Here is a 22,196-nt window from a genome sequence, read left to right on the forward strand (position 1 = left end):
TCTATTACCAGTTAAAACAAAACAATCCCCAGGGAGTATAGACCCCCGGGGAATTGTACGCAGTACTTCAAAAGCTCTTACTTGCCGCCCTGCGCCGCAACCGCTGCGGCGCCGGCAGCAGCAGCTTCCGGATCCAGGTAGGTGCCGCCTGGGTTCTGGACGCTGCCGTCTTCCGCAATCTCGTAGACCAGCGGAATGCCCGTAGGAATATTCAGGCCAGCGATGTCTTCGTCAGAGATGTTGTCCAGGTGCTTGACCAGCGCACGCAGGGAGTTGCCGTGTGCGGCGATGAGAACGACCTCGCCCTTCTTGGCGCGTGGGAGGATCTCCTCCTCGAAGTACGGAACGAGGCGCTCGACGACGTCCTTCAGGCATTCGGTGCGCGGGACCTGCTCCAGGTCCCCGTAGCGCGGGTCGGCGCTCTGGGAGTACTCGGAGGAATCTTCCAGCTCTGGCGGCGGGGTGCCGTAGGAACGGCGCCATGCCATGAACTGCTCTTCGCCGTACTTGTCCTTAGTCTCTGCCTTGTTCAGGCCCTGCAGAGCGCCGTAGTGGCGCTCGTTGAGGCGCCAATCGCGCACGACCGGGATCCAGTGACGGTCTGCCGCGTTAAGCGCAATGTTTGCGGTGCGGATAGCACGGCGCAGCAGTGAGGTGTAGAGAACCTCCGGCAGCAGGCCCTTTTCCTTCAGCAGCTCGCCGCCGCGCTTTGCTTCTGCCTCGCCCTTTGCGGTGAGGTCCACGTCGACCCAACCGGTGAACTGGTTGGATTCGTTCCACTGGGATTGTCCGTGTCGAAGAAGAATAAGCTTTCCTTGAGTCATGCCTTCAAGCATGCCAGTTTTTAATAGTCCGCGCTGCAACTTTTAGCCCTCAGAGGTAACCGAAAATTTCCTACAATGGGCTTTTACTGCTCAAGAAATCTAAATCACAATTAAATGGAAAACACTCGCCGAAAGCAGAAGCTGCCATGCACGTCATTCAGATAGCCCCACCCCACTTGGAAACCAACGATTCCCCTTCCCTAGCGCTGCGCGTATGCCACGAGGCGGACAGCGCATTGCTTAAATACCTCGCAGGCAACGATGATTTCTGCGAGTCCATGGACAGCTTGCTCAATAGTTTGCGTCCAAGTTCCCAGCGCCTTTCCTTCCTGCTCGCCGCCTGCGAGCAGGAAGGCCAGCTGCGCGCCCAGGAGGATGAGACCGACCTCGGTGCGCGCGGGTTCCTGCGAGTAAACATGCCGCTGACGGGTGAGACCACGCTGGCCTATTTGGCCCCCATCTTCGTCGATGACTACAGCGAAGAAGTTCTCGATGCGCTCTTGGATGCGGCCGCGGAGCTCATGGCACAGCACGGCCGCACCACCATTACATTGGATGTTGACTTTGCTATAGGCGGGCTTGACGACGACCCCCGCGCCGCCGCTTTCACAGGCCACGGCTTTGTACTCGGCATCGTGGAGCAGGCTTGCCAGCTTGAACTCGCCAAAGCCGAGCCAGCGCAGCTGCCTGCAGGCCTGCGCGCCGAGTACTTCGAGGGCCACCTCCTGCCCGAGCACCTCTCGGACCACACCGACTCTTTCCTTGAGATCCTCTCAATTGCTGACCTCGACGTCCCCACCGCCGAAGGCCCCATCGAGCGCGAGTGGACCGAAGAAATGCTGCAGGAAGCCGCAAAGCACCATGCTCGCTCCAAGACGGTCACGGCCAATGCGGTTCTCATCGATGAAGAAGGCATCGCCGCCCTCTCCGTGCTGCTCCTCGATCCCTCACACCCCGAAGTAGCCAAGCAAGAGCTGACCATCACCCACCGCCGCGCCCGTGGCCGTGGCTGGGGCATGCTGGTCAAGCAGGCGCTCTGGGGCGAAGCCGCTGCCCGCTACCCACGCTTAAAGCGTGTCACCACCTACAACGCGCTGAGCAACGAGCGCATGCTCGCCATCAACGCGAAGCTGGGCATTGAGCCGAAGTTCTGGTGGACTTCCTGGACGAAGTCACTCGCGAGTTAAGAATCCGAGCTCCCGACCATGGGAGCCTTCTTCTGCCAGCAGAAACAAAGGGATGCGAGCGCTACCACAATCACGGGTATCGCTACTGTCATTCGGCCGATATTCGTGACCGTCTCCGGCCAAGCGCTAAAGGCTACAGTCCACAATGGAGTATTCGCTAGGACATCTCCGCCCAACGTAAGCGAAATGATCGCAAACACGATGCTCAGAGCAAGCGTGAACGTGCTCCCGAATCGGGCATTTAATAGCAAGCTTGCCAAAGCGATAATGGTGCCCACTGCGATGCTGAGCACGAGGCGGCGAAGCTCATCGCCAAGCGCACCGCCAGCAATGAGCCCAGCAAGCAAGCTGCATGCTGACATTACAGCGACCACGCTGATTAACCAGTAGATCAAGGTGCTTCGGCACCCTCGATATTCGAGCAACATCAACGGCCAACTATCGCGCAGTGCAGCCCATCCCAGCACGGGTGCAAGCCCCGATCCGATGGGCAAAATGCCGAACACGAACAGGCCATGGACATAAGAGGCCGGGTACAGCAAAGCGGTAAATACCAGCAGCGTTGCGCTAAGGACCATGCAGGCCACTAGCGCTGGTGCCGTAGCCGCAAAGCAAAGCGCTAAAAATGGCCGTGGCCGTTGTGCACAATCCCTTGTAACCACAGCGGGCTTCCACCCCACCCCAGGTTCGTTTGCTGTCGCTTTCGAGCGTCGGACTAGCCGTGGGTGCCAGCTATCTGGTGCCCAGAGCGCTGCTGCAATTCCCACCAGAGCAAGAAGAACGCACAAAGCTAATGCGTTCCATGGTTTCTCAGCTGCCAAAGACGCACCCGGCTCAAGTGGAACGGAGTTTCGGTGAATGCCCATAATCGGCAATACAGCTCGCACCGGCCATGCTGGCGGGCACATCCACCAATTGTCGGCTTCCACGACGGGATTTAGAGCAAAGAATAGTTGCCAGATAACAAACACTACGAGTGTCACTACCAAGTTGGTCAGGCGTGCTACTGCTGCTGCCAATCCAGCAATACCAATCGAGCCGACAAAGCACAGCACACCGACAGCGAGAATGCGTGAGCTATTCTCGCGCGAATAGACGGCCAACCAACTTCCGCCGAAATTAATTACATGAAATACAGCGATGCTGAGGAGGACAACGAGGAGGCGGGCCAACCTTTCGGCATTCAAGAATCGCGTCCTTTGCACCTTCGGAAGCCCCGCCAAACGCATATGCGTCCCGCCAAACCGAGCACGCTTCTCCCGTGCCTCCGCAGCTGCAGCAAACATTGCAACAAGTGGAGCCGCCATCCCGGTGACATACATTGATTGCCACATGAGTACGCCCGTCGCATCGGTGGCAGGAGATGCAAGGCGAGAAAGGTTATATGTCAGAAGGACCAAAGGCACGGCTATCAAAGGCAACCACACCAACGAAGTACCGCGAGCGCGCAACAGCTCGGTATGAAGCTGACGCCTAAACATTGCGTCCCCCTGCGGTGAGGCGGAAGAACTCTTCTTCCAAGTTTCCTTCCGGAGCCAAATCACGCAGAGGCCCCGAATAAACGATTTCACCTTGTGCAAGCACAGAAATGTCATCTGCGAGATGAAGTACTTCCCCAAGTTGGTGAGAACTAACTAGAACCGTGCCGCCTCGCGCAGCCCAGTCACGCAGCAGCTCACGCAGCTCACTAATTCCTTGCGGGTCAAGGCCATTTTGCGGCTCATCAAGTACGAGCACTTCGGGGTCGCCGAGAATCGCTTGTCCTAGGGCCAACCTAGCTTTCATTCCGGTGGAAAAACTCTTGGCTTTCTTGCCACCGACGTCCACCAGCCCAACCACAGCAAGAGCCCGATCGGCCTCCTCCGCGGGCAGACCAAGCAATCTTGTGTGCACAAGGAGGTTATTCCGTGCGCTGAGGTGGCCGTAGAAAGCTGGCCCATTCAAGGACGCACCGACCGTGGGCAGCTTACCGATTGTTCCCGAATCTGCAGATGAAAGTCCCAACAAAATCGACATCAGGGTGGACTTTCCCGCGCCGTTTCGCCCAAGCAAAGCATGTACTCGTCCAGGAGTTACTGAAAGCGAGACGTCGTTGAGGACTCGCTGGTTCCCGAACGACTTGGTGACACGTGACAAGCTAAGTGATGAGGACATGAAAGAAGTATGTCGCCGTAGCTTCTTTCCTGTATCCCCCAGCAGAACCAACCTTGGCCGGAAGTTCTCCTACTGCAGTAGGACTTTTTGGCCTAGCAACACCAAAGCCACACGGTCCCTAGCTTGCAGCTTCGACATGAGCGAGGAAACGTGCGTCTTTACGGTGGTCTCAGCGAGGACGAGTTCTTGGGCAATTTCCCGGTTAGTCGCGCCACTAGTGATCAGCCGCAGCACTTCCAACTCGCGTCGAGTCACCAATGCAAGCCCTTGCCTTTGCGCTGCTGATAGTTCGGCTCGTCCAGCAATCGCTGCGCGATAGCCCTCCAAAACCGTTCCGGTCACTCCGCTTGCTAGGACGGCTTCTCCTGCATGAACCGCACGAACAGCGCCTAAAAGCACCTCCGGGTCTGAATCTTTGAGAAGAAAACCATGGACTCCCGCGAGCAACGCAGAACGAACCAGCTCCTCTTCATTAAACGTCGTTAGCATGATCACCCTAAGTGACGGGTTCCTTGCCAAGAGGGCACTTGCAGCAGCTATTCCATCCATCCCTGGCATCCGAATATCAAGAATCGCAATATCGAGCGAATGCGCAGCTGCAGCCTCGACGGCTGCTTGCCCATCACCGACCGCGGCAACGACCTTAATGTCCCCTGCGGCATTAAGAATGGTTTCCAACGCACTGCGCAGCAGCGGCTGGTCATCAGCAAGAAGTACTCGAATCATTATGTTGTCCTCTGCGGAAATTGTGCTTCCACTAGGAAGTGCCGAGCGTCTCCGGAGGTACGCACCCAGCCACCCAATGCTGTAGCCCTTTCGGCGATTCCCACCAAACCTACACCGGCTCCTGATGTCTCTCCTTGTGGTCTACCCCATGACTCAACACTCAGCGCAGCAGAATCAGAAAGTTTCAGGCGAACTGTCGCCCCTGTCCCTTGGTGGCGAAGCACATTAGTCAGTGCCTCCGTGATAATCCGGACCAAAGCCAATTGGGTTAGCGCAGGAAGAGTCACCGGGGTATTCGGTAAATCTGCGCTGATATCAAGGCCTGCAGCGCGAAAACCTTCCACGACCTTGGGAATATCGGATAGTTGGCGAGATGGCTCGCGCGTTGTCGGCGCCCGTAGCGAGGACACAATTGAACGCACCTCCGCGAGCGCTCCGTCCGCTTCAGTTCGGATAGTTCGCAATGCTTCCTCCGATGTCCCCGAAGCAACAAGACCAGCATTTGCTTGAACTTTGATGAGGGTCAACGAATGAGCTAGTACGTCATGTAGTTCACGCGCGATAAGAAGCCGCTCTTCTTCCTGAGCTTCACGCTGTCGCGCCTGCCGTTCCACCTCCTTGTCACGCAAACGCACCGCAACTACATAAACGAGTAACAAAAGTAGCCAGTGGAAAAGGAAAGTAAATAGAAAATCCGTTCCGCTTCGGTATCGCTCGGTCAGGTCTGGTTGCAGCTTCCACATGAACGGCGAAGCGAAAGTGCCAGCGAACGTTGCGCCGAGAATAGCCTTTGGAATCCACCGTTCTTCACATAAACGCGCAGAAGAATAAACAGCTAAAGGAGCAGCAACCAACCACGGAGAGAATCCAGAATTCGTCGGGAGCGCCAGCATCCAGGTAATTGCCCATGCCCCTAGACAGAAAATCATCCCTACCGGAGCAATGACAGGCCGCGACCGCCAAATGAGAAAGAACGGGACAAAGGCCCACGAAACCACAGCTTGCACGATGTGGATCTCCATAGGCAGCGGCCCCGGTACCAGGGTGTACAAGAGCGCCAGTAACACGGCCAAGCCCGCAAGCAGCACATCGCCTAAGCGGAGAGTGCGCAGAAAAGTCATGCCTTTAGACATCAAGTCTTTTCTCCCGCTACTTAGTAACCAATTGCCCGGCGCGCATGGCAATCCGGGACCTCGATGTGCAGGGCTTCCTCGTAGATCCGGGCAAGAACGTTGGCGGATTCAGCCCAGCTGAACTTCGCGGCGTGGCTGACGGCGGCTTCGCCCATGCTGATGCGCAGCGGGTCGTCGTCAAGCAAGTGCTCCAAGGCATCCGCCCAAGCCTCGGGTGAGTGGCCGTCGACGAGCTCGCCGGTCTTTCCATCTGCCACTGCGATGGGTAGGCCGCCCACGCGCGCAGCGATAACGGGGGTACCGGAGGCCTGTGCCTCCAAAGCCACCAACCCGAAGGACTCGTTGTAGCTGGGCACCGCCACCAGATCGGCCGCGCGGTAAATGGAGACCAACTCCTCCGGCGGACGCGGGCTTAGAAAGCGCACGTACTTGGAAAGCCCCAGCTTATGCACCAGGTTCTGGTAGTACTCCGGCGTCGAGTTTGCACCCGATGGGCCGCCGCAGAACAGCACGCGAATATTGCGATAAGGATCGCGCTCAATGAGCTCAGCGGTTGCGCGAATGAGAACCTCCGGGCCCTTGAACTTCTGCAGACGGCCCACGAAGGCCACGACCTTGGTGTGAATCGGAATGCCCAGCTCGCGGCGCGAACGCTCTGTGTTGCGGTTGGTGCCCGGAGTAAACAGCTCAACGTCAGCGCCGGGCGAGACCACCTTGATGCGGGAAGGGTCGGCGTCGTAATGCTCGACCAAATCCTGCGCCTCCTGCTTCGTATTCACAACGAGCAGGTCAGCGTTATCGACCAACTGCTGCTCGCAGATGCGGCGCGCTTCCGATTCACGCGCATCGTCCGCGGTGCGGTGGGCATTCTTTACCGCCGCCAAAGTATGCGCCGTGTGCACCAGCGGCACGCCCCACAGATCACGCAGCAGCCAGCCCACCTGGCCGGAGAGCCAGTAGTGCGTATGAATAAGGTCATATTCCAGCCCAAAGCATTTCACGAACTGCACCAGGCCACCGGCAAAGGCGATCATCTGCGTGGGAAGGTCTTCCTTATCAAGGCCCTCGTACGGGCCGGCCACGATGTTGATAACCCGGAGGCGCTCTTCAACCTCGACGATTTCCCCCTGGCTAGGCCGGGTAGCACGGGTAAAGACATCGACCTCTACTCCCTGCTTAGCCAGCTGCCGCGCGATACTAAGAACGTAGACATTCATGCCGCCGGCATCGCCGGAACCGGGCTGCTCGATAGGGGAGGTATGCAGAGAAATCATCGCGATGCGCATAGCTACACAGTCTAGCGTTCCCTATTCGTGGCTATACTGGCCCGTGCTAAAACTTACGTAACCGAAAGGTGCTGAATTCCCCATGTCGGCAATCGACAACAAGGAGTGGCTCCAGTTCTACCCAGAGTGGACACCACACCACCTTGACTACGGAGACACCACTCTCCTCGACATTTACGACAACAATCTGGCAATCAACCCGGATAAGCCCGCGACGTACTTCTTTGGCAAGACCCAGACTTTTGCTGAGCTCGACCGCCAAGTTCGCCGCGCGGCCGCCGGCCTCCGGGCATTTGGAGTGCGCCCAGGTGACAAAGTGGCCATCGTCGCCCCGAACTGCCCGCAGTACGTTGCGGCCTTCTACGCCATCCTGAAGCTCGGCGCTATCGCCGTGCTGCATAACCCGCTCTACACTGCGCACGAGCTGGAGGGTTTGTTCAAAGATCACGGCGCCCGCATCGCGATTGCCTGGGACAAGACGGCATCTACCCTGGAGAAGCTGCGCGGCACCACGAACCTTGAGACGGTCATCTCCATCAACATGATCGATGCGATGGCAACGACTCAGAAGATGGCGCTGAAGTACCTGCCATTTCTTAAGTCCAAGCGCGAGCAGCTTTCTACCCACGCAAAGAACACCGTGACCTGGGATAGCCTCATCGGCAACGCGATTGGCGGCGACGGCCGCGACGTCACGACGCCGGAGGACGTCACCAAGGACACCGTGGCGGTCATCATGTACACCTCCGGCACCACGGGGCAGCCAAAGGGCGCGCAGCTTTCCCACGGCAACTTCTTTGCCGTGATTCTGCAGGGCAAGCACTGGGTCCCTGGCCTGGGCGATAAGCCAGAGCGCATGCTGTGTGCGCTGCCTTTCTTCCATGCTTATGGCCTGGTCATGAACGTCATCCTGCAGCCGCTCATCGGTGGCGAGCTGGTCATCATCCCGAAGCCGGACATCTCCCTCATCATGGACTTGATGAAGAAGCACACCCCGACGTGGATTCCGGGCGTGCCGACCCTCTACGAGCGCATCGTGAAGGCAGCTGAGGAAGACAACATTGATATCAAGGGCGTGCGCGCGGCTTTCTCCGGCGCCTCCACCCTGCCTGTCGATACCGTGGAAAAGTGGGAAGAATATACCGGCGGCCTGCTGGTTGAAGGCTATGGCCTAACCGAGTGCTCCCCCATCATCGTGGGCAACCCGATGAGCACCGATCGCCGCCCAGGTTACGTGGGCATCCCGTTCCCGGATACCGAGATCCGCATCGCAAACCCGGACAACCTCGACGAAACCCAGCCCGACGGCGTCGAGGGCGAGGTCCTCGCCCGCGGCCACCAGGTATTCAAGGGCTACCTCAACAACCCTGAGGCCACCGAAGCTGCCTTCCACGACGGCTGGTTCCGCACCGGCGACATGGGCATCATGGAAGAAGACGGCTTCATCCGCCTGGTTTCGCGCATCAAGGAAATCATCATCACCGGCGGCTTCAACGTCTATCCAGGTGAGGTCGAAGAGGTACTGCGTACACACCCGGCGATTGACGACGTCGCGGTTGTCGGCCGCCCGCGCTCCGACGGCTCTGAGGACGTCGTGGCCTGCATCGACCTGGCCAACGGCGTAGCGCTCGACCCTGAAGGTTTGAAGGAATTCTGCCGCGAGCGGCTCACCCGCTACAAGGTGCCGCGCACCTTCTACCACTTCGAGGAACTGGCCAAGGATCAGATGGGCAAGATTCGCCGCCGCGAGGTCCAGGCCGATCTGCTCGAGCGCCTGGAAAAAGAGAAGGCTGGGCAGTAGCCGCTGCTTCCGGCTCGACTTCCCGGTCCCTTCCAAAAGCTCCCCTTCAAAAGCTCTTTTTGCTCAGCTCCCATCGCCGGGCAAAAAGAGCTTTTGGCCGTTTCCTGACGAGCTTCTACTCGACATACAACCCTTTGAAAGGGAACTTTTGCACGGGACCAAAAAGAGCAGCAACAGCCTGAAACGACTAATCCCTCAACCGCGTCATAACGCGGATCTGCAATAGGACCGGGTAAACATGGCCAATTATCCCGATCATTAGGAGGACTACCGCTGCCAGCCAGCCGTCGGCGGTAACCGCCCAAATCGCACTGGCTACATGAAGCAGCACCGACCACGAATGCCCAACCGCAGAGGCGCGGACGTGCCGCAGGATCGGACCTTTCTCATTGCCATCCGATTCGCGCTTTCGCATTGCGACTATGTGCCTGTTCCAACCGATTCGCCAGAGAAAGGCGTTGAAGCAATCCACGCCCCAACGTCGGCTGGCAGCACGTGAAAGAGAGAATCGGCGCCACAACGAGGCCGGAAGATAGCGCTCCAGTGAGCCACCGACGAACAGCGCAAAGCCAAACCCCATGAGCGTTACCGTGACAACAAACCCCACGGAATCAGCACCAACCGCGCCCGCCACTACAACGAGGCCGTAGATTCCCGCAGCCGTGAAAAGTAAAGCAACCACGAAACACTCACCGCTTCCCCGTCTCGGTTCCTGCAAGAACTATGAGTACAAATGTGAATTCTAGCGGACCACAAACACGGCGAGCTAAGGAGAAACGGCAACTACCCCATCGCAAAAGTTTGGCAGGCAGAAGTATTTAGTTCACAAAATGGTTATAATGTCCGAAACAAAACTGTTTGCCACCCCAAAGGAGTGACGTCATGTCGGATACCCAGCCATCTGCATACGAGTCCAAAGCCTGGCTTGCCAGCTACGCCGAGTGGACCAACCACCACCTCGACTACGGCGAACAGACCCTGCTTGATATCTACAACGAGAACCTTGCCAAGCACGGAACTTGGCCGGCTACCTGGTTCTTTGGACGCCAACAAAGCTACCACGAGCTAGATATCCAGGTTCGCGCCGCAGCGGCCGGGCTTAAGGCCTTTGGCATCCGCCCCGGCGATCGCGTGGCCATGGCGCTTCCTAACTGCCCACAGCACATCGCGGCCTTTTATGCGGTGCTCAAGTTGGGCGCAATCGTCGTCGAGCACAATCCGCTCTACACCGCCCACGAGCTCGAGGGCCTTTTCCAGGATCACGCCGCCCGCGTGGCCATTGTCTGGGACAAGATGACCGCCACCTTCGAGCAGCTGCGCGAAACCACCCCGCTTGAGACGATCATCTCCGTCAACATGACCGAGGCCATGCCGCGCAGCAAGCAGCTGCTCCTGCGCATTCCTATCCCACCCATCACGGAGCAGCGCGAGCAGCTCACCGCCCCAGCGCCCAACACCGTGCCGTGGAGCACCCTGACCGGCACCGCAATCGGCGGCGATGGCACCAAGCTTGCCGACGCCGAAATTCACCCCGAAGACACCGCCATCATCCTGTACACCTCCGGCACCACGGGTACACCGAAGGGCGCGGAAATCACCCACGCGAATATCTGCGCCAACGTGAAACAAGGTGTGGCCTGGGTGCCCGAGTTTGGCAATAAACCCGAGCGCATGCTGGCCGCTCTGCCAATGTTCCACATCTACGGCCTCACACTCCTCGCAGCACTCGGCGTCTACGTCGGCGGCGAGCTCGTACTCACCCCGGCACCAAAGATCCCGCTCATCATGGACATCATGAAAAAGCACCGGCCTACCTGGCTGCCTGGCGTGCCCACCTTGTATTCCAAGATCATCGAAGCTGCAGAAGCCAACAACGTCGACATCACCGGCGTACACAACTCGCTATCGGGCGCCGCCGCGCTGCCGCCGGAGACCGTTGAGAAGTGGGAGTCTTTGAGCGGCGGCCTATTGGTTGAAGGCTACGGCCTCACCGAGACTTCCCCGGTCCTTACCGGCAATCCGATGAACAATTCACGACGCCCCGGCTACATCGGCATCCCCTTCCCCGATACCGAAATCCGTATCGCTAACCCGGACAACCTTGACGAGACCATGCCAGACGGCGAGCCCGGCGAGCTGCTCGCGCGCGGCCCGCAGGTGTTCAAGGGCTACTTCAAGAACCCAGAAGCCACTGAAAAGGCCTTCCACGATGGCTGGTTCTGCACCGGCGATATGGCGGTCATGGAGTCCGATGGCTTCATCAAGATCGTCTCCCGCATCAAGGAGATGATCATCACCGGCGGCTTCAACGTCTACCCTGGTGAAGTCGAAAAGGTCATCGGCATGCACCCCGACGTCGTCGATGTCGCCGTGGTGGGCCGCCCGCGTGCAGACGGCTCCGAGGACGTCGTCGCCTGTGTCATCCTGCGTGACGGCGCCGCCCTCGACCCAGAAGGCATGAAGGACTTCGCGCGCCAAAACCTGACCCGTTACAAGGTGCCGCGCACCTTCTACCACTTCGAGCACCTTGCCGCAGACCAGCTAGGCAAGATTCGCCGCCGCGAAGTGCAGGCGGATCTGCTGCAGCGCCTAAAGTCCGGAAACCACAGCTAGCGGTTTAGGCCCGCCATAGCAGCCAGGGCTAAGCTTAAAAGCGATGCAGTTTTCTTCTTCTCAGCCCTGGCACCGCTTCTACGGCGAATGGACGCCCACCTCGTTGGACTACGGCAACGCCACGCTCCTTAGCCAACTGGCTGAGACCATCGCCGCGCACCCCGAGCGGGTGGCGCTGCGTTATATGGGCGAAGAACTTTCTTATGCGCAGCTCGACGCCGAGATCAACCGGGCCGCCAGCGCACTGAGCGCCCGCGGCGTGCAGCGCGGCGACTTCGTGGCCTTGGCGCTTGCTAACCGCCCCGCCCACGTCATTGCCTTTTATGCGGCACTGCGCTTGGGCGCTGCCGTGGTGGAGCACAATCCCCAGTTCACCACGCATGAACTGACCCCGATGGTGGCCCACCATGGCGCCCGCGTAGCCATCGCACAGGGGCCGGCGGTAGGCATCTTCCGCGAGTTGCCGCAGCTTGAGCACGTCATCGACGCCGACGCAGACTGGGAAGATTTCCTCGCCGAGGGTAAGAAGCAAACGCCACGGGCCGAAGTAAACAAAGACGATCTCGCACTCATCCTCTACACCTCCGGCACCACGGGCACCCCCAAGGGCGCCATGCTCTCTCATGGCAACCTCGCCGCCAACGCACTGCAAATGGCCCACTGGTGCCTACCGGAGGAGCACCCACAAGCGATGGCGGTTTTGCCGCTGTTCCACTCCTATGGCCTGACCATGTCGCTGACGGTAGGTGTGGTCACGGGGGCGTCGATTAGCCTCGTGCCTGCCCCGCGCCTAGAGCTTATCCTTGCGGCAATTGCGGCAGCCCCTCCCACCTGGCTGCCCGCGGTCCCTACGGTTTATCAGCGCATTGTGGACGCCGCACCGGAGCTTCCGAAGATCGCCCAAGCCATCTCCGGCGCCGCGACGCTGCCCTCTGCAACCATCGGCCAGTGGGAGACTCAGGCCCACGGCTTCCTCGTGGAAGGCTATGGGCTTACCGAGGCCGCGCCCGTTGTGACCTGCAATCCTTTGAACGAACACCGCCGCGCCGGCTGCATTGGCATCCCCATGCCGGATACGCAGGTACGCATCGACCCCGACACCGGGGAGCTACTCGTGCGCGGGCCACAGGTCTTTTCCGGCTACCTCCACAATCCGGAGGCCACCCGCACCGCTTTCCAGGACGGATGGCTGCGCACGGGCGACCTCGCCACTCAGGACGCCGATGGCTTTATCACCCTGCGCGCCCGCCTCAAAGAGACCATCATCACCGGCGGTTTCAACGTCTACCCCGGCGAGGTCGAAGAGGTGCTGCTTTCTCACCCTGCGCTTGCCGACGCCGCCGTTATCGGCCGCCCTCGCCCCGACGGCTCCGAAGACGTCGTAGCCTGCATCGTGCTCGCCAGCGCCCAACCCGGCGCGCCCGCGGATGCCGCGCAGCCCACGCAGGAAGAACTCCGCGAGTGGTGCCGTGGCCAGCTCGCCCGCTATAAGGTCCCGCGCGAGTTCATCGTGGTTCCAGACCTAGGCCGCGATGGCCTGGGCAAACTCCGCCGCCGCGCTGTGGCCGAGCGTTTTCTGTAATTCTTCCAGCCACCCCCAAAGTTGAGTAAAACCTCACATTTTGGGCGAATAAGGCTGCAAACTTACGCCTATGTAAGCTACCGTGTCGTCATCGCGTTTATTTTGTTATAGCTAACTATTCTTTAACGCGGTTTTACTTCCTCTCCTCTTTTTTCTTCCAACCAAAAAACTCCGAGGTAATAACCCGATGCATTTGTCATCCCTGACACCACTTCACCGCCTAACTGGCGCCACCATCCTCTTCGCCGGCCAGGGTTCTGCCTGGCAGAAGGCACTCGCACAGGCCGCCGCGCAGCCACAGGTTCGCACCCGCCTGGTCGAGCTCCTCGAATCCGCCCGCACCACCACCGCCCCAGTCGCGCGCCAAATCGCGTCAACCTGCCCCGGCGTCTTCGGCCGCCTGCAGGAACTTATAGACGGCGAGGACAACGTCCAGGACGCAGACGTCTTCCCCGCCTATTCCATCCCGGGAATCGTGCTCGGGCAGATCGCCGCAGTGGAGCATCTCGCGCAGCTGGGCCTGCGTCCGGAAAGAGCACTCGGCCACTCCCAAGGCTCCCTCGGAGTGCTGGCGCTGCACGACCCGCAGGAGGCGCTGAGCTTGGCACTAGTGATGGGAACGGCGGCGTCGGCAAGCCACGGCAGCGTCGACGCCCGCTCGCACATGCTGGCGCTGCGCGGACTCACGCGCGAGTTCGTGGAGGAACGCCTCCAAGCCGATGCCGTCATAGCCGTGGTCAACGGCCGCCGGGCCTTCGCGTTATCCGGTTCCCCGGACTACCTCGCAGCCACGCGCACCGCCTTGGAAGGCGCAGTGGATGAATACAACGCCACTCTCACAGAGCGGACCGTAGGCGGCGACGAGCTCGAGCTCCACGCCACCGAGCTTCCAGTGGCCCTTCCCTTCCACCATCCCAGCCTTCACGCCGCCGCCGAGCTCACCGAAGAATGGGCAGCTGCCTGCGGAATCACAGACCACGGCCTGGCGCGCGAAATTCTCGTCGAAGAACACGATTGGCCGAGCCTTATCCAGGCAAACATCGCTGAAAAGCAAGCACAAGGCTCGGAGTTTTTGCTCAGCCTCGACGCTTCCCTAACGCGCCTGAGTGAGCCGCTGGTCACCGGCAGCGGCAGCGTCATCGTAGAGATTGCTACGCCCGAGCAACGCGACGCCCTTGCCACACCGGGCACGGAGCTGCCCGAGCCGCTTGATTACCGCGACTTCGCGCCCCGCCTGGTGGAGCTTCCCGATGGCCGTTTCTATACCCAAACCCGATTCTCCGATCTCACGGGTCTCTCGCCCATCATGCTGGGCGGCATGACGCCAACGACCGCCGACGGCGAGATCGTGGCCGCCGCCGCAAACGCCGGCCACTGGACCGAGATGGCCGGCGGCGGAATGTACTCCGACGAGGTCTTCCGCACCCATCTTAAAGTGATGGAAGAACACTTGAACCCAGGCCGCACGGCACAGTTCAACACCATGTTCTTCGACCGTTACCTGTGGAACCTGCAATTCGGTCAAACCCGCATCGTGCCCAAGGCGCGTGCGGCTGGCGCCTCATTCAACGGCGTGTGCATTTCTGCCGGCATCCCAGAAGTCGAGGAAGCAGGCTCGCTACTGAACCAGCTCCACAGCGATGGCTTCCCCTATATCTCCTTCAAACCCGGCACCGCCCAGCAGATTCGCGACGTCCTGCGCATCGCCGCCGCCTACCCGGAACACCAGGTAATCATGCAGGTCGAGGACGGCCACGCCGGCGGCCACCACTCCTGGGTCAACCTCGATGACATGCTGCTCGAGACCTACGCCGCAATCCGTGAGCACAACAACGTAGTGCTCGCAGTGGGCGGTGGCATCTCTACTCCACAGCGCGCCGCCGACTATCTCACTGGCAAGTGGGCACTGCGCTACGGTCAGCTGCGCCTGCCTGTCGACGCCGTCTTCATCGGCACCGTCGCCATGGCCACCAAAGAGGCCAAGGCCACCGATTCGGTCAAGGAGCTGCTGGTAGACACCACCGGCATTTCGCCAGAAGACAACGGCGGCTGGGTCGGCCGCGGCACCGGCACCAATGGCGTGGCCTCCTCCCAATCCCACCTGTTGGCCGATATCCACGACCTCGACAACTCCTTCGCCGCGGCCTCGCGCCTTATCACTTCCCTGTCCACCGAGGACTACGCGGCCCACCGCGCAGAAATCATCGCCGCCCTTAACAAAACCTCGAAGCCTTACTTCGGCGACGTCGAGAAGATGACCTACGCCCAGTGGCTGGAGCGCTTCGTCGAGCTGGCCCACCCCTTCGTCGATCCCACCTGGGATGACCGCTTTTTCGACCTTCTCCACCGCGTGGAGGCGCGCCTCAACCCGGCGGATCACGGCGAGATCGACACCCTTTTCCCAAGCATCGATGACGTCCACGATGCCCCTGCCGCTTTAAAGCTTTTGCTGGAAACCTACCCGGAGGCGGCGTCGACAAGCGTGTCCCCACGGGACGCCGCCTGGTGGATCTCGCTGCACTACAAACATGTAAAACCCATGCCGTGGGTGCCTGCCATCGACGGCGATCTCAAGACGTGGTTTGGCAAAGACACGCTGTGGCAGGCGCAGGACCCGCGCTACACCGCCGACCAAGTGCGCATCATCCCGGGCCCCGTGTCGGTTGCCGGAATCACGCGCAAGGATGAGCCCGTGGCGGAGCTGCTCGCGCGCTTCGAGGCCGCCACCACCCAACAGTTGTGCGATACAGGCGAAGAGCCACAACGCCTCTTCTCCCGCTTGCACGCGGTTGCTGACGCCGCGGAATTCATCAAGGCTTCCCCCACCCTGGTCTGGCATGGCCACTTGATGGATAACCCGGCCTTCCACATGGATGCCTCCGCTTTTGAGCTACGCCAGGATGAGACCGGCCAATGGGAAATTGTTATTCACGCCGACTCCTACTGGGATAACCTGCCGGATAACCAGCGCCCCTTCTACGTCCGTGAGGTCACCGTGCCTGTGGACTTGCCGGCCGATGTGTCCACGGGCGGCTCGCCGGTGGTCTCCCACGAGCGCCTGCCCGATGCCGTCTACGCGCTCCTGCGCGGCCTCGCCGGCGTGGGCTCGGTGGCCGAGCAAGGCGACGTCATCGACGAGATGCCACGCATCGAAGAAGACAGCATCGACGCGGAGGCGCCTTTCGGCCGCGCGCACTACTCCTTCCACCTGCCTGCCTCTCTTTTGGAGGCGCACACCGCTGTCACCGGCGCGGGCCTGCCCGTGGCTGAGACGGCCCTGCCGGTGGGCACCCCCGATGTGCTAGTCGGCCCCTGCTGGCCGGCCATCTACACCGCGCTGGGCTCTGGCCTGCTGCCCGATGGCTACCCAGTCATCGAGGGCCTGCTCAACGCCGTGCACCTAGATCACCTCGTGGACCTGCGTGTTCCTCTCGCCCAGCTGGCCGACGGCCGCCGCATCGACGTCACCTCCCAGTGCACCTCCATCGAGGAATCCGCCTCCGGGCGAATCGTGACCGTGGAGCTCGAACTGCGCAACGGCCCCGACGTCCCGGAAAATGCGGGCGAAATCGTCGCTACGCAAGTCCAGCGCTTTGCCATCCGTGGGCGCGCGAGCGGCACCGCGGCACCTACGCCGACTCCGGAGTGGGGCGGCGGCAAATCCTCGACCAAGATCACCTCCACCCCGCGCTCCTTTATCGACCGCGCGGTAGTCACTGCCCCGCAGGATATGACCCCATTCGCGCTGGTCTCGGGCGATTACAACCCCATCCACACTTCTTATAACGCCGCCCAGCTCGTGGCTCTCGAGGCTCCGCTGGTTCATGGCATGTGGCTTTCTGCCACCGCGCAGCACCTCGCGGCCCGCCACGGGCAGGTGGTGGGCTGGACCTATTCCATGTACGGAATGGTTCAGTTGCACGACGTCATTGACATCGTCGTCGAGCGCGTCGGCCGCAAGGGCATCCACGCCGCGCTCGAAGTCACCTGCCGCATCGACGGCGAAGTAGTCTCCCGCGGGCAGGCGCTGCTTGCACAGCCGCGCACCGCCTACATCTATCCGGGTCAGGGCATCCAAGCCGAGGGTATGGGCAGCACGGACCGCGCCGCTTCCCCGGCCGCGCGGGAGATTTGGCGCCGCGCCGACCAGCACACCCGTGCGGCGCTGGGCTTTAGTATCCGACACGTCATCGATGACAACCCCACTTCCCTGCGCGTCAACGATGAAACCTTCGTCCACCCGCAGGGCGTGCTGCATCTCACCCAATTCACGCAGGTAGCACTGGCCGTGGTGGCTTATGCGCAGACTGCGCGCCTGCGCGAAAACGACGCCGTTGCCTCAAATGCGATGTACGCTGGCCACTCCCTCGGCGAGTACACAGCGCTGGCCTCGCTGGCCAATATCTTTGATCTCGAAGCGGTCATCGACATTGTCTACTCGCGCGGCTCCGCGATGGGAAGCCTCGTTCCACGCGACGCGGAGGGGAATTCCGAGTACGCCATGGCCGCGCTGCGTCCGAACATGATCGGCGTGAGCGGTGATGAGGTGGACGCCTACGTCGCCTCCATTGCGGAAGAAACCGGCGAGTTCCTAGAAATCGTCAACTACAACATCCGCGGTCAGCAGTACTCCGTGGCTGGAACCAAGGCCGGCCTGCGCGAGCTGGTCCGCCGCGCCAACGCTGTCAAGGAACGCGCAGCCGTGATGGTTCCGGGCATCGACGTCCCGTTCCACTCCCGCGTGCTGCGCGATGGCGTGGCCGCGTTTGCGGAGAAACTCGACGAGCTCCTTCCGGCTGAGCTCGACCTCGACGCGCTGGTCGGCCGCTACGTGCCGAACCTCGTGGCAGTGCCGTTCGAGCTGACCCAAGAATTCGTCGACACCGTGGCCCCGATGGCTCCTTCTGGCAAGCTCGACGGCCTCGACGCTTCCTCTCTCGAACCTCAGGCCCTCGCCCGCCTGCTGCTCATCGAGCTGCTGTCCTGGCAATTCGCCTCCCCGGTGCGCTGGATTGAGACCCAGGAACTGCTCTTCGACGAGGTCGATCAATTAATCGAGGTCGGCCTTGCCGCCTCCCCAACCCTGACCAACTTGGCCAAGCGCTCCCTGGCCGTGGCAGGCCGCGACCTGCCCGTATTCAACGTCGAGCGCGACCAAGACCAGGTCATACTCCAGGACGTCCAGGCAGCACCAGAGCCCGAGACCGCCCCAGAGACAGAGGAACCGACTGTCGAGGCCGCATCGGCCCCAGCCGCCCCAGCCACCCCAGCCACTGAATCCGCGCCAGCCCCGGCCGAGTTCGCTCCCGCAGGTCCTGCCCCGGCTGCGCCTTCCGCAGGTGCCGCCCCCGAGCTCACCTTCCGCGCGGCCGAGGCCATCATGGTGCTCTTTGCGTTCCAGAACAAGATCCGCATAGACCAGATCAACGACTCCGACACCATCGAGGAGCTCACCAACGGCGTTTCCTCGCGCCGCAACCAGCTCCTGATGGACATGTCCGCTGAGATCGGCGTGCCTGCAATCGACGGCGCGGCAGACGCGGACGTCGCCTCGCTGCGCGAAAAGGTCAACGCCGCCGCCCCTGGCTACGCGCCTTTCGGCAGCGTCCTTGGCGAAGCCGTCACCGCACGCCTGCGCCAGCTGCTCGGCGCTGCGGGCCTCAAGCCCGCCGCGGTGGCCGAGTACGTCACCGGCACTTGGGGCCTGCCTGAGTCTTGGGTCGCCCACGTCGAGGCCGAAATCCTGCTCGGCTCCCGCGACGAGGATTCCGTCCGCGGCGGCAGCCTGAACACGGTTCCGTCCAGCGCCACCAGCAAGTCCGCGGCGCACGAGCTTATCGACGCCGCCGTCCAGGGCGTCGCCAATGCGCACGGCGCCAGTGTCTCCAAGGGCGCTGCCGCAGGTGGAGCCTCCGGCGGGGTCGTGGATTCCGCCGCTCTCGAGGCCTACGCCGAGACCGTGACCGGTGAGAACGGCGTGCTCGCCACCGTGGCCCGCCAGGTCCTCACCCAGCTCGGCCACGTCGCCGAGCCTGCCGAGGCCACCGCCCCAGACACCGAGGTCATCGAGGCCGTCGAGGCCGAGCTCGGTTCCGGCTGGCTCAAGTCCGTCACCCCTTCTTTCGACGCGGCACACGCCGTGCTTTTCGACGACGCCTGGGCCACCGCCCGCGAGCGCCTCGCCCGCGTAGCACTCGGTGAGATCGTAGCCGACGACGAGCTCGCGCAGCCTGCCGTCTTCCAGGGCGCCGGCGCCACCGTGGCTGAACAGGCCCGTTGGTGGGCACGCTCGGGGAACACCGCTGTCGACTCTGCCCACTTCGAGCAGATAGCCGCAGCCGCCGAGTCCACCGAACGCGGCGCTTACGCCGACGACGTCGCCCTCGTCACCGGCGCCGCACCGGGCTCCATTGCCACCGCCGTGGTCGAGCGCCTCCTCGCAGGCGGCGCAACCGTCATCATGACGGCATCGCGAGTGACCCAATCCCGTAAGGAATTCGCCCGCCGCCTCTACGCCGAGCACGGCCGCCAGGGATCTGCCCTGTGGTTGGTTCCGGCCAACCTCACCAGCTTCCGCGACGTGGACTCCCTGGTGGAGTGGATCGGTTCCGAGCAGCGCGAATCCGTGGGCAACGAGGTGAAGATTCTCAAGCCAGCGCTCACCCCAACCTTGGCATTCCCATTCGCGGCACCGTCTGTTTCCGGCTCGCTTGCAGACGCCGGCTCCTCCACGGAGTCCCAGGCTCGCCTGCTGCTGTGGTCGGTCGAGCGCCTCATCGGCGGCCTCTCTGACCTCGCGGTCAAGGCCCCGAGCCCCACCCGGTGCCACGTAGTCCTGCCGGGCTCGCCCAACCGCGGCACCTTCGGCGGCGACGGCGCTTATGGCGAAGTCAAGGCCGCGCTCGACGCCATCCTGGCCAAGTGGAACGTCGAGGCTGGTTGGCCTGCCAGCGTCACCCTTGCGCAAGCCAAGATCGGCTGGGTTGCAGGCACTCACCTCATGGGCGGCAACGACGTCCTCGTTCCAGCCGCGCAGAAGGCCGGCATCCACGTCTGGTCGCCGGAGGAAATCTCCTCTGAGCTGCTAGACCTAGCTTCCGCCGAGTCCCGCGCCCGCGCCACCGAACGCCCGATCGAGGCAGACCTCACCGGCGGTCTCGAAGGCTTCTCGCTGACCTCCCTAGAGGTCGAGAAGCCTGCTGCGCAGTCCGCTGCAGAGAGTGCCGTCAAGAACACCACCGCCCGCATCAAGGCACTGCCTTCCCCGGCACGCCCGGTGCAGCCGCAGCTGGCTGAGGAACTTGGCGACATCACCACCGACCTCGACGACATGGTGGTCATCGCCGGTATCGGCGAGGTGAGCTCCTGGGGTTCCGGCCGCACCCGCTTCGAGGCCGAGTATGGCCTGCAGCGCGACGGCTCCTGCGAGCTGACCGCCGCCGGTGTCATCGAACTCGCGTGGATGACCGGCCTCATCGCATGGCACGAGGAGCCCACGCCGGGCTGGTTCGTCGGCGAGACTGACGAACAGATTGCAGAAGAGGACATCTACGAGCGCTTCCGCGACGAGGTCGTGGCCCGCGCCGGCGTCCGCGAGCTCACCGATAAGTACCACCTGGTTGACCGCGGCTCCATCGACCTGACCACGGTGTTCTTGGACCGCGACATCACCTTCAGCGTCAGCTCGGAAGCACTCGCCCGCGACATCGCCGAAGCCGACCCAGAGTTCACCAGCATCCGCGAGGCTGACGGCGAGTGGGAGGTCACCCGCCACAAGGGCGCCACCGCAAAGGTGCCGCGCAAGGCCACGCTGACCCGCACCGTGGCCGCGCAGATGCCGGACAACTTCGACGCCGCCCGCTGGGGCATCCCGGACCACATGCTGGACTCCCTCGACCGCATGGCCGTGTGGAACCTGGTCACCGCCGTCGATGCTTTTACCCAGGCAGGCTTTAGCCCCGCCGAGCTCCTGCAGGCCGTCCACCCAGGCCAGGTCGCCACCACGCAGGGAACCGGCATCGGCGGCATGGAGTCCCTGCACAAGGTCTTCGTCTCCCGCTTCTTGGGCGAGGACCGCCCCTCCGACATCCTGCAGGAAGCCCTACCCAACGTCATTGCAGCGCACACCATGCAGTCCTTGGTCGGCGGATACGGCTCGATGATCCACCCCATCGGCGCCTGCGCCACGGCCGCGGTGTCCATCGAGGAGGGCGTCGACAAGATTACGCTGGGTAAAGCTGACGTCGTGGTCGCCGGCGGCATCGATGACGTTCAGGTCGAGTCACTGCAGGGCTTTGGCGATATGAACGCCACGGCGCAGACCTCCGCCATGACCGCGCAGGGCATCGACGAGCGCTTCATCTCCCGCGCCAACGACCGCCGCCGCGGCGGCTTTCTCGAAGGCGAAGGCGGCGGCACGGTTCTGCTCGTGCGCGGTTCGCTGGCGGCCGAGCTCGGCCTGCCGGTGCTCGCCGTGGTCGCCCACGCCGCTTCCTACGGCGACGGCGCCCACACCTCCATTCCGGCTCCGGGCCTCGGCGCTCTGGGCGCCGGTCGTGGTCGAGAGAACTCTCGTCTCGCACGCTCGCTGCGCGGGCTGGGCCTTAGCCCGAACGACGTCACGGTGCTGTCCAAGCACGACACCTCCACCAACGCCAACGACCCGAACGAGTCCGAGCTGCACTCCATCTTGTGGCCAGCTATCGGGCGCGACGCGGATCAGCCGATGTTCGTCATCTCGCAAAAGACGCTCACCGGCCACTCCAAAGCCGGCGCCGCGCTCTTCCAGACCGGCGGGCTCATCGATGTCTTCCGTACCGGGCGCATCCCCGCCAACGTCTCGCTGGACTGTGTCGATCCCCTCATCGCACCGAAGGCGAAGAACCTGGTG

At 62.0% G+C, this 22,196-nt stretch carries 12 protein-coding genes; 5 read left to right on the plus strand and 7 right to left on the minus strand.

The features are described from left to right. Positions 1-77 precede the first annotated feature (77 nt). On the minus strand, positions 78-824 hold the full coding sequence (locus HMPREF2888_RS06490; RefSeq protein WP_061920385.1) for a phosphoglyceromutase: 747 nt from the start codon (positions 822-824) through the stop codon (positions 78-80). 146 nt (positions 825-970) lie between these two features. On the opposite strand from HMPREF2888_RS06490, the gene HMPREF2888_RS06495 reads away from it, so the two are divergent. Further along, the gene (locus HMPREF2888_RS06495; RefSeq protein WP_061920342.1) at positions 971-2,011 is read left to right on the plus strand and encodes a hypothetical protein; all 1,041 of its coding nucleotides are present in this window, start codon (positions 971-973) and stop codon (positions 2,009-2,011) included. Here HMPREF2888_RS06495 and HMPREF2888_RS06500 read toward each other — a convergent pair. From HMPREF2888_RS06500 to mshA, 5 genes are all read right to left on the minus strand, one after another. Continuing rightward, complete coding sequence (locus HMPREF2888_RS06500) at positions 2,008-3,198, minus strand: ABC-2 family transporter permease (protein ID WP_141741015.1); 1,191 nt, start codon at positions 3,196-3,198, stop codon at positions 2,008-2,010. The genes HMPREF2888_RS06495 and HMPREF2888_RS06500 overlap by 4 nt on opposite strands. A gap of 286 nt (positions 3,199-3,484) precedes the next feature. Continuing rightward, positions 3,485-4,165: an ATP-binding cassette domain-containing protein gene (locus HMPREF2888_RS06505; RefSeq protein ID WP_061920338.1), complete on the minus strand. Its 681-nt coding sequence runs from the start codon at positions 4,163-4,165 to the stop codon at positions 3,485-3,487. Positions 4,166-4,234: 69 nt separating this feature from the next. Next, positions 4,235-4,891, minus strand: a complete 657-nt coding sequence (locus tag HMPREF2888_RS06510) for a response regulator (protein WP_061920336.1) — start codon at positions 4,889-4,891, stop codon at positions 4,235-4,237. Continuing rightward, positions 4,891-6,024, minus strand: coding sequence for a sensor histidine kinase (locus HMPREF2888_RS06515; RefSeq protein WP_082778540.1), 1,134 nt, complete (start codon positions 6,022-6,024; stop codon positions 4,891-4,893). The genes HMPREF2888_RS06510 and HMPREF2888_RS06515 overlap by 1 nt, the downstream gene beginning before the upstream one ends. A gap of 20 nt (positions 6,025-6,044) precedes the next feature. Next, a complete protein-coding gene (gene mshA / locus HMPREF2888_RS06520) occupies positions 6,045-7,310 on the minus strand; it encodes a D-inositol-3-phosphate glycosyltransferase (protein ID WP_061920335.1) in 1,266 nt (421 codons plus the stop codon). 82 nt (positions 7,311-7,392) lie between these two features. On the opposite strand from mshA, the gene HMPREF2888_RS06525 reads away from it, so the two are divergent. Next, positions 7,393-9,111, plus strand: a complete 1,719-nt coding sequence (locus HMPREF2888_RS06525) for a long-chain-fatty-acid--CoA ligase (protein ID WP_061920333.1) — start codon at positions 7,393-7,395, stop codon at positions 9,109-9,111. Between the two features lie 187 nt (positions 9,112-9,298). Here the strand turns inward: HMPREF2888_RS06525 and HMPREF2888_RS06530 are convergent, their stop codons facing one another. After that, positions 9,299-9,793, minus strand: a complete 495-nt coding sequence (locus HMPREF2888_RS06530; RefSeq protein WP_061920332.1) for a glycosyl-4,4'-diaponeurosporenoate acyltransferase CrtO family protein — start codon at positions 9,791-9,793, stop codon at positions 9,299-9,301. A gap of 200 nt (positions 9,794-9,993) precedes the next feature. Between HMPREF2888_RS06530 and HMPREF2888_RS06535 the strand changes: the two genes are divergently transcribed. From HMPREF2888_RS06535 to HMPREF2888_RS06545, 3 genes are all read left to right on the plus strand, one after another. Next, positions 9,994-11,724, plus strand: coding sequence for a long-chain-fatty-acid--CoA ligase (locus tag HMPREF2888_RS06535; protein WP_061920329.1), 1,731 nt, complete (start codon positions 9,994-9,996; stop codon positions 11,722-11,724). Between the two features lie 43 nt (positions 11,725-11,767). Next, positions 11,768-13,306 (plus strand): AMP-binding protein, encoded by a 1,539-nt coding sequence (locus tag HMPREF2888_RS06540; RefSeq protein ID WP_061920327.1) that lies wholly within the window; start codon positions 11,768-11,770, stop codon positions 13,304-13,306. Positions 13,307-13,493: 187 nt separating this feature from the next. Then, a partial coding sequence (locus HMPREF2888_RS06545; RefSeq protein WP_070518531.1) for a type I polyketide synthase occupies positions 13,494-22,196 on the plus strand: 8,703 nt, incomplete at its 3' end.

The organism is Corynebacterium sp. HMSC077D03 (assembly GCF_001808545.1).
Classification (GTDB): Bacteria; Actinomycetota; Actinomycetes; order Mycobacteriales; family Mycobacteriaceae; genus Corynebacterium; species Corynebacterium simulans.

Bases quoted from the DNA above. Each gene is read 5' to 3' on its own strand.
- HMPREF2888_RS06490 (WP_061920385.1), bottom strand. From the start codon at position 824: ATGACTCAAGGAAAGCTTATTCTTCTTCGACACGGACAATCCCAGTGG.
- HMPREF2888_RS06495 (WP_061920342.1), top strand. From the start codon at position 971: ATGCACGTCATTCAGATAGCCCCACCCCACTTGGAAACCAACGATTCC.
- HMPREF2888_RS06505 (WP_061920338.1), bottom strand. From the start codon at position 4,165: ATGTCCTCATCACTTAGCTTGTCACGTGTCACCAAGTCGTTCGGGAAC.
- HMPREF2888_RS06510 (WP_061920336.1), bottom strand. From the start codon at position 4,891: ATGATTCGAGTACTTCTTGCTGATGACCAGCCGCTGCTGCGCAGTGCG.
- HMPREF2888_RS06515 (WP_082778540.1), bottom strand. From the start codon at position 6,024: ATGTCTAAAGGCATGACTTTTCTGCGCACTCTCCGCTTAGGCGATGTG.
- mshA (WP_061920335.1), bottom strand. From the start codon at position 7,310: ATGCGCATCGCGATGATTTCTCTGCATACCTCCCCTATCGAGCAGCCC.
- HMPREF2888_RS06525 (WP_061920333.1), top strand. From the start codon at position 7,393: ATGTCGGCAATCGACAACAAGGAGTGGCTCCAGTTCTACCCAGAGTGG.
- HMPREF2888_RS06535 (WP_061920329.1), top strand. From the start codon at position 9,994: ATGTCGGATACCCAGCCATCTGCATACGAGTCCAAAGCCTGGCTTGCC.
- HMPREF2888_RS06540 (WP_061920327.1), top strand. From the start codon at position 11,768: ATGCAGTTTTCTTCTTCTCAGCCCTGGCACCGCTTCTACGGCGAATGG.